General features: G+C 64.5%; 8 protein-coding genes and 1 pseudogene. 7 read left to right on the forward strand and 2 right to left on the reverse strand.

The window, feature by feature from the left end; genetic code table 11:
- A pseudogene (locus ABSG20_RS25055) lies at window positions 1–120 on the forward strand (DUF6101 family protein); the annotation flags it as partial.
- 117 nt (window positions 121–237) lie between these two features.
- Here ABSG20_RS25055 and ubiA read toward each other — a convergent pair.
- A complete protein-coding gene (gene ubiA / locus ABSG20_RS25060; protein WP_423867183.1) occupies window positions 238–1,170 on the reverse strand; it encodes a 4-hydroxybenzoate octaprenyltransferase in 933 nt (310 codons plus the stop codon).
- Between the two features lie 106 nt (window positions 1,171–1,276).
- Window positions 1,277–1,939 (reverse strand): hypothetical protein, encoded by a 663-nt coding sequence (locus ABSG20_RS25065; RefSeq protein WP_423867184.1) that lies wholly within the window; start codon window positions 1,937–1,939, stop codon window positions 1,277–1,279.
- A 219-nt stretch (window positions 1,940–2,158) separates the two neighbouring features.
- On the opposite strand from ABSG20_RS25065, the gene ABSG20_RS25070 reads away from it, so the two are divergent.
- The 6 genes from ABSG20_RS25070 to ABSG20_RS25095 form a co-directional block, all read left to right on the forward strand.
- Complete coding sequence (locus ABSG20_RS25070; protein ID WP_423867185.1) at window positions 2,159–2,920, forward strand: 16S rRNA (uracil(1498)-N(3))-methyltransferase; 762 nt, start codon at window positions 2,159–2,161, stop codon at window positions 2,918–2,920.
- A gap of 125 nt (window positions 2,921–3,045) precedes the next feature.
- Window positions 3,046–4,221 carry an ATP phosphoribosyltransferase regulatory subunit gene (locus tag ABSG20_RS25075; protein WP_423867186.1) on the forward strand — a complete coding sequence of 392 codons (1,176 nt, stop codon included), beginning with the start codon at window positions 3,046–3,048 and terminating at the stop codon, window positions 4,219–4,221.
- Window positions 4,218–5,195: an ATP phosphoribosyltransferase gene (gene hisG / locus ABSG20_RS25080; protein WP_423867187.1), complete on the forward strand. Its 978-nt coding sequence runs from the start codon at window positions 4,218–4,220 to the stop codon at window positions 5,193–5,195. Before ABSG20_RS25075 ends, hisG begins: the two co-directional genes overlap by 4 nt.
- An 83-nt stretch (window positions 5,196–5,278) precedes the next feature.
- A complete protein-coding gene (locus ABSG20_RS25085) occupies window positions 5,279–6,325 on the forward strand; it encodes a glycosyltransferase family 2 protein (protein ID WP_423867188.1) in 1,047 nt (348 codons plus the stop codon).
- Window positions 6,322–7,167 (forward strand): ChbG/HpnK family deacetylase, encoded by an 846-nt coding sequence (locus ABSG20_RS25090; RefSeq protein WP_423867189.1) that lies wholly within the window; start codon window positions 6,322–6,324, stop codon window positions 7,165–7,167. Before ABSG20_RS25085 ends, ABSG20_RS25090 begins: the two co-directional genes overlap by 4 nt.
- 110 nt (window positions 7,168–7,277) lie before the next feature.
- Window positions 7,278–7,766: DUF2076 domain-containing protein (locus tag ABSG20_RS25095; protein WP_423867190.1), on the forward strand; the 489-nt coding region annotated here is incomplete at its 3' end.

Below are 7,766 nucleotides of genomic sequence, written 5' to 3' on the forward strand. Positions count from 1 at the left end.
CGCCGTCAGAATGCAATCCGGGCACGGCGCCCGAAATTCCTGGTACGCCGCCGCCGCGGCGACCCGCTTAATCCAGCGGAAGTTCACCGTGGCGAGCACGAGATCATCGCGCGGGACTGATTTCGAATCGGCTGCTGGGCGAGCCCTTCGCCCGCCCGCTCGGCCTCATTGCGCCGATAGCAATTCCGTGTAAGTACGGTCAGTGCACAGGAAATATAGTTTCCGCCGGCAGCCAGGTCAGGCCGCCCGCATCAGCGCATCCGCAAGCAATCCGACAAACAGCAACAAGCCCGCATCGCGGTTGGACTTGAAGATGCGCAGGCACAATCTGGGATCGCCGATCTGGAGCCGCCGGATCTGCCAGCCGAGATGCGCCGCGAACACGGCAAGCCCGATCCATGCCGGGAAGCCGGCGCCGGCAAGCGCGAGCGCCGCCCCGATCAAGACCACCGCCGCCGCGTAAAACACCATTAGCGCCCGATAGGTGCGCGCCCCGAACAAGAGCGCGGTCGATTTGATTCCGATCAGCGCGTCATCCTCGGCGTCCTGATGGGCATAGATCGTGTCATAGCCGATCACCCAGGCGATCGAGCCGGCGTAGAGCAAAAGCGCGGTCGCATCGATGCGCCCGAGCAGCACTGCAAATCCCATCAGCGCGCCCCAGGAGAACGCGAGCCCCAGCACGATCTGCGGCCACCAGGTAATCCGCTTCATGAAGGGATAAACCGCAACGATGACAAGCGAGGCGATCCCAGTCGCCACTGCAAAGCGGTTGAATTGCAGCAGCACCGCCAATCCGATCAAGCACTGTACGACGAGGAAGACTGACGCCCGCGGCACGCTGACCTGCCCTGAAGGAATTGGCCGCGACCGCGTCCGTTCGACCCGCGCGTCGAGATCGCGATCGGTGATGTCATTCCAGGTGCAACCGGCGCCGCGCATGACAAACGCACCGGTGAAGAACAGCGCCAGGATGAGAGGCAATGGTCCGATGTCCCTGGTGACGCCAGTGGCCAATGCTGCCGACCACCAGCACGGCAACAAAAGCAGCCAGGATCCGATCGGCCGGTCAAGGCGGGAAAGCCGCAGATAGGGCCGCGACCATTGCGGGGCCCGGGTGTCGACCCAATTGCCGGTGGCATCAGCAACACGGGCAGCGGCGCCCCTCATCGGGTGCCAGTACCCGGTTTCCGCGGTTCGCGATCCATTGCGACGCAGCGTTGTGCGGCGCCGGGTTGCGGCATCCGGGCCAGGAATTTCAAATCGGCGGCGCCGGTCATCGCGTCAGGACGTTGCCGTTCAGGGTATCGAATGTGCTGCCGCCCTTCTTCTTGGCGGTCGCCTCCGGGAGCGCTGCCGAGGAGCCCAGCACCTCGCTCAGGCTCGGGCCGGGCGGCCCCTTCTGCTGCTGCTCTGCGATCGCGCAGACTTTCTGCTGCGTGCTCTCGGCAGCCTTGTGGCTGGCTTTCATCTGCTCCGCCACATTCGGCGGAATTCCGCACTTCGTGGCGTGGCTTTCGACATATTTGATCATCTTGATCTCGGCCTGGACGAAATTCCCGAACAGCTTGCAGGCTTCTTGCGGAGTGGCGTGATGTTCGCTGGCAGTCTTGATCATCTTGCCGCGCTTTTCAGTGTCGTCACGCAAGGGAAGGAATGCCTTCATGCATTGGTCATCGGGACCTGCCTGGGGGCCGGCCGCTGGCGCAGGCTGGAAGCCAGCGCCGGCGAAAGGTGCGGCGCCGTTGAGCGGAAACGATGCGCGAGGGGCACCGATGGACGCAGACGGGGCTGCGCCGTTCACCGGCGGAAATGCGGGGTCGTTGGCGAGCCGGGCTTGACCGGGCAGCGGCGCGGGAAAGGCGCCTTGAGCAAGGGCCCCACCGCCGGGGACAGCGAAGGCGGCTACGCCAAGCAGCAGAAGCAGGCGACGGATCATCAAGGTTGTCTCTCCGGCAACGTCCAACGCCCCCTCAACGTCTTCCCGAAAGAAGCTGGGCTTCCGATGGGTCTTTATAGGGCTCTTTGCTATTCCTGCCGCCATCATACGACCCTGGGAATTTGGCAACAGCGCGGCGTAAAGCCGCTTGGAAGGGTAATAATTGCGTAAATTCCAACCCATTGGGCTAAAAAGCGGCCAGAATTGGAAACATCGGCCATGCCTCAACTCGATTTTCGCAAACCCCGGCTGTTTGTCGACGCCGCACTGGTGCCGGGCGAATCAGTTGCGCTTGAGCCCAGCCAAAGCAACTATATCGGCAATGTCATGCGGCTTGCCGCGGGCGATACGGTCCTGGTGTTCAATGGACGCGACGGCGAATGGCAGGCGCAGGTCGCTGGCCGCAAACGACCGGACAATCTCACCATCGTTGCTCGGACCCGGCCACAGGATCGCCTGCCCGATCTGGCTTATGTCTTTGCGCCGCTGAAACATGCAAGGCTCGACTACATGGTGCAGAAAGCGGTCGAGATGGGCGCCTCATCCCTGCGGCCGGTTGTGACCCGTTTCACCCAGGTATCGAGGGTAAATAGCGAGCGGATGCGCGCCAACGTCATCGAGGCTGCCGAGCAGTGCGGAATACTCAGCCTGGCGGCGGTGATTGAGCCGGTCGCACTCGATCACTATTTGAGCCAGCGCGACGGGCGGCGCCTGCTGGTTTTCTGCGACGAGGCTGTAGCTGCCACAAATCCCCTGCATGCACTGCGGGGTGAACTGCCGGTTCATAGCGGGATCGATGTCCTGGTCGGCTGCGAAGGCGGGTTTGCCGAGGAAGAGCGCGCGGTCCTGCTGCGACAGCCGCGCATCTTGAGGCTTTCGCTCGGGCCCCGGATCCTGCGCGCCGACACCGCGGCAGTGGCCGCGCTCGCGCTGGTGCAGGCGATGCTCGGCGACTGGACCGGTACCGATCTGCCCGGATAAGTTGCCGTCGCGGCCGATCCCTTTGGCCACGTGTTAAGCCACTTGGGTGATGCCAGTCGAAACCGGGAGGCGACCATGCTAAGGGGCTGCGCCTGCTACGTCTGCGGGGATAATTGGACTTCGAGATGATGCCAACCGCCGCCCCTCTTGCGACCGGATCAGCCAGATGGGCGGATGCGCTGCTGCAGTCGTTCGCCCAGGCCGGCTACGCCAGGGCCGAGCCGGCAATCCTGCAGCCCGCCGAGCCGTTTCTGGATCTCTCCGGCGAGGACATCCGGAAAAGCCTGTATTTGACCACCGATGCCGGCGGCGAGGAACTCTGCCTGCGTCCTGATCTGACCATCCCGGTGGCGCGGGATTACCTCACCTCCGGCCGTGCCGGTCAGCCCGCCGGGTTCAGCTATCTCGGCCCAGTGTTCCGGTATCGCGGCGGCCGGCCGAGCGAATTCCTGCAGGCCGGCATCGAATCCTTCGGGCGGCATGACAGCGCCGCGGCCGATGCCGAAATGCTCGCGCTGGCGATCGAGGCGACCGCCGCATTCGGCTTGACTGATGTCGAAATTCGCACCGGCGACGTCGCGCTGTACACGGCGCTGATCGATGCGCTCGATCTGTACCCGGTGTGGCGGCGCCGGCTGATCAAGGATTTCAACCGCAAGATCAGCCTGAAGCAGGATCTCGAGCGGCTGACACTGGCGACCGGATCCAGCCGCAACGAATATGAAGGCGTACTCGCCGCGCTCGCGGGCTCCGACCGCAAGGCCGCGCTGGCGCTGGTGACCGATCTGATGTCCATTGCGGGCGCGACCAATGTCGGCGGCCGCTCGGTTGCGGAGATCGCCGACCGCTTCCTCGAACAGTCAACCCTCAAGGGAGGCGCCCTGCCGCGCGATGCGCTCGATCTGATCAAGCGGTTCCTCGCGATCGCGGGCGATCCAGACGAGGCGATCGTGCGGCTGAGGGCGCTAGCCAATGATGCAAAACTCGATATAGCAGCGGCGATCGATCAGTTCGAAAGCCGCGTCGGCTTCATGGCCGCGCGCGGCATTGATATAAGTTCGACGCGCTTTTCCACCTCGTTCGGGCGTGGCCTCGACTATTACACCGGCTTCGAATTCGAACTGCACCGCCGGGGCGACGGGTTCGAGCCACTGGTGGCGGGCGGGCGCTATGACGGGCTGATGACTCAGCTGGGCGCCCGCAGCCCCATCCCCGCGGTGGGGTTTTCGGTCTGGGTCGAAACCCTGACCGAACTCGGCTGCCAGCCCGTCGCAAGGGATTCCAGCGAGGGCCAGTCATGACGACGCCATTCGTTGTCGCTGTTCCTTCAAAGGGCCGCCTGCAGGAGAACGCCGAAGCCTTCTTCACGCGTGCCGGACTGGCATTGGCAAAGCCGCGCGGCGCCCGCGATTATCGCGGCACCATCTCTGGGCTCGACAACGTCGAAATTGCCTACCTCTCGGCCAGCGAGATCGCCTTGCAGCTGGCGCGCGGGACGGTCCATCTCGGCGTCACCGGCGAAGACCTGGTGCGTGAGAGCATCGCCGACGCCGACCAGCGCGTCGCGCTGATCGACGGCCTCGGCTTTGGCAGCACCAATGTCGTGGTTGCGGTGCCGCAGGCCTGGATCGACGTCCGGACCATGGCTGATCTCGACGATGTCACCACCGGCTTCCGCGCCCAGCACAACCGGCGAATGCGGATCGCGACCAAATACATCAATCTGACCCGGACATTCTTCGCTTCCCATGGGGTCGTCGACTACCGTATCGTCGAAAGCGCCGGCGCGACGGAGGGGGCGCCAGCGGCTGGAACGGCGGAAATGATCGTCGATATCACCACCACCGGCGCCACGCTTGCCGCCAATGGCCTCAAGGTGCTCGACGACGGCGTCATCCTGCGCAGCCAGGCCAACCTCGTGGCATCAAAGGACGCCGACTGGTCGGGCGAGGCACGCGAGACTGCGCGCGTCATCCTGGATCACATCGCGGCCCGGGCGCGCGCCAGCAAGTACCGCGAAGTCCGCACCCGCTTTAGCGGGTGTGAAGCCGCGCTGCTGGCGGAGGCCCACAACCGGTTCGGCGTGGTGTCGCCGTTTGGCGGACCGACGTCCTCGGGAATGGTGACGCTGCACTGCCCACCGGCGCAGCTTTACGCGCTCGCCAGTTTTTTGCGCGCGCATGGCGCCGACACCGTATCCGTGGCGTCGCTCGACTACGTGCTGGACCGCGAAAATCCGCTGTTCGCTAAACTTGAGGCATTCTTGCGGCAGTGAGGCGCAAGCTCCGCTGCCGCGCTGACACGACAACGCGCGGCGGTTGCCGTATGATGTTTTCCAGGATAGTTGGAACCTGATCGATGATGCTGGGTAGCGATGTTTCTGGCCTGTCAACCACGGCCGCCACGGCCGCGGCACAGGGGCTGTCGATCGTCGTACCCTTGTATAACGAGGCCGCCGGGCTGGCCTTTCTGCACGAGCGGCTAAGCTCCCTGGCCAAAACGTTGACCAAGCGCTACGGCCTCGCCTGCGAGGTGGTGTACGTCGACGACGGCAGCGCCGACGCGACGCTCGCGATTGCCCGCGGACTCGCGGCCGAGGCGCTCGACGTTCAAGTGGTGTCGCTGTCACGCAATTTCGGCAAAGAAGCCGCGTTGATGGCGGGACTGGACCATGCCCGACGCGGCGCCGTGCTGTTCATGGACGGCGATGGGCAGCACCCGCCTGATTTGGTGGAGCAGCTGGTCGGGCACTGGATCGACGGCGGTTACGACGTTGTCTATACCGCCAAGGCGCATCGCGACAACGAACCGCTGTTGCGGCGGCTTGCCGTGCACGGCTTCTACGCGCTGATCAACTGGGGGGCGCGGCAGAGAATCCCCGAGGATGCCGGTGACTTCCGCCTGCTGTCGCCGCGGGCGGCGGCGGCGCTGCGGCAGCTTCCCGAGCGCAATCGCTTCTTCAAGGGTCTGGCGAGCTGGATCGGCTTCCGCCAGATTCGCGTCGATTACGAACCCTCCGCCCGCGCGCACGGCATCACGACCTTCAGCGCCGGCCGGCTGGTCGGACTCTCGATCGAAGGCCTGACGTCGTTCTCGGTGGCGCCGCTGCGCTTTGCCAGCCTGCTCGGGGTGCTGCTCGCGACCGCGGCCTTCCTGTTCGGCCTTTCGATCCTCTGGGAAACCTGGGTGAGCGGAAAATCGGTTCCTGGTTATCCCTCGATCGTGGTCGGCCTGATGACAATCGGCGGCGTGCAGCTGATCATGATCGGGATCGTGGGCGAATATATCGGCAAGATTCTTTCGGAGTTGAAAGCCCGTCCGATCTATTTTGTCGCTGAACACAGCGAAAAGCGGGTCGAGGCGGCAACCTGCGTCAGCGCCGGTGAAAGGACTGCCGCGGAATGAACGACGCCGCGCCGCCGCGCCGGATCTGGCTGTGCGCCGACGACTACGGTCTCAGCCCCGGCGTCAACCGGGCCATTCGTGACCTGATCGAGCGCGGTCGTCTCAACGCGACATCGGTGATGGTGGTGGGCTCTGCGATCGGCCGTGCCGAAATCACCGCGCTTCAAGCCGCCGTCGCCAGCAGTCCGCGCTGCTCGATCGGCCTGCACGCCACCTTGACGGCGCCGTTCCGGCCCCTGACCATGCACTTTCAGCCGCTCGAGGGCGGCATGTTCCTAAGCTTGCCGAAACTGCTGCGCTGGGGCTTGCTGCGGCGGCTCGATCCCGAGATCATCCAGGCGGAATTGATGGTACAGCTTGCCGCGTTCGGCGATCTGTTCGACCGCGCCCCCGAGTTTGTTGACGGTCACCAGCATGCGCAGCTGTTTCCCCAGGTGCGCGATGCGTTTCTGAGGGCGGTCAAACAGGCCGCGCCCAATGCCTGGGTCCGCCAAGGCGGACGCCGTCAGCCGTTGGCCCGGCGGCTCGGCATGCCCAAGGCATTGTTGCTTGACGTTCTAAGCACACAATTTCGCCGCCGCGCCTCGCGCGCCGATCTCACTTTCAACCCCGGCTTCGCCGGTGCCTATGATTTTTCTCAGCGGCCCGATTTTGGCACGCTGATGGGACAATTTCTCGATGGGCTGCCGGAGGATGGACTCATCATGTGTCATCCGGGCTTTGTCGACGAAACCCTGGTCAGCCTCGACCCGCTGACCGACCATCGCGAGCATGAGCACGCTTTCCTCGCGAGCGAGCATTTTCCGCGGCTAATGGCTGCGAACAGAGTCACATTGTTCTGACCGTGCCCCTGAAATTCCACCGGGACCTCTTGTCGCATACATAAATTCACTTCTCGCGCCCGAAAGCCCCCCTACATCTGCCCAGCGCTTCGAAGCGAGGGAGAAAATCCATGACACCGCAAGAACGCCAGATGATCGACGATCTTTTCGACCGGCTCGCCAGGGTAGAGAATGCGCCGCGCGATCCGGATGCGGCCGCCGCCATAGCCCAAGGCCTGCGCAAGGCGCCCAACGCCGTCTACGCCCTGGTGCAGACTGTCCTGGTGCAGGACGAAGCGCTGAAGCGTGCCAACGACCGCATCCAGGAACTGGAAGCCGCCAGCGCGCCGGCGCAAAGTCAATCCGGCGGGTTCCTCGATTCCATGCGTGAGACGATATTCGGGCAAAGTCAGCCGCGCGGTTCGGTGCCGAACGTCCGGCCGCCCGAAGTGGGCAGCCGCCCGATATGGAACAGCGGCCAGGTGATGCAGCACGCGCAACCGGCGGGGCAATATGATCAGAGCCCCTACGGCCAGCCCTCCTACAGCCAGCCCTTTGGAGCGGCCCAGGCCCCGACGGGGGGCGGCGGCTCGTTTCTGGGCACAGCGGCGGCGGCAGCG

It is taken from the genome of Bradyrhizobium sp. (genome assembly GCF_049512235.1).
Lineage (GTDB): Bacteria > Pseudomonadota > Alphaproteobacteria > Rhizobiales > Xanthobacteraceae > Bradyrhizobium.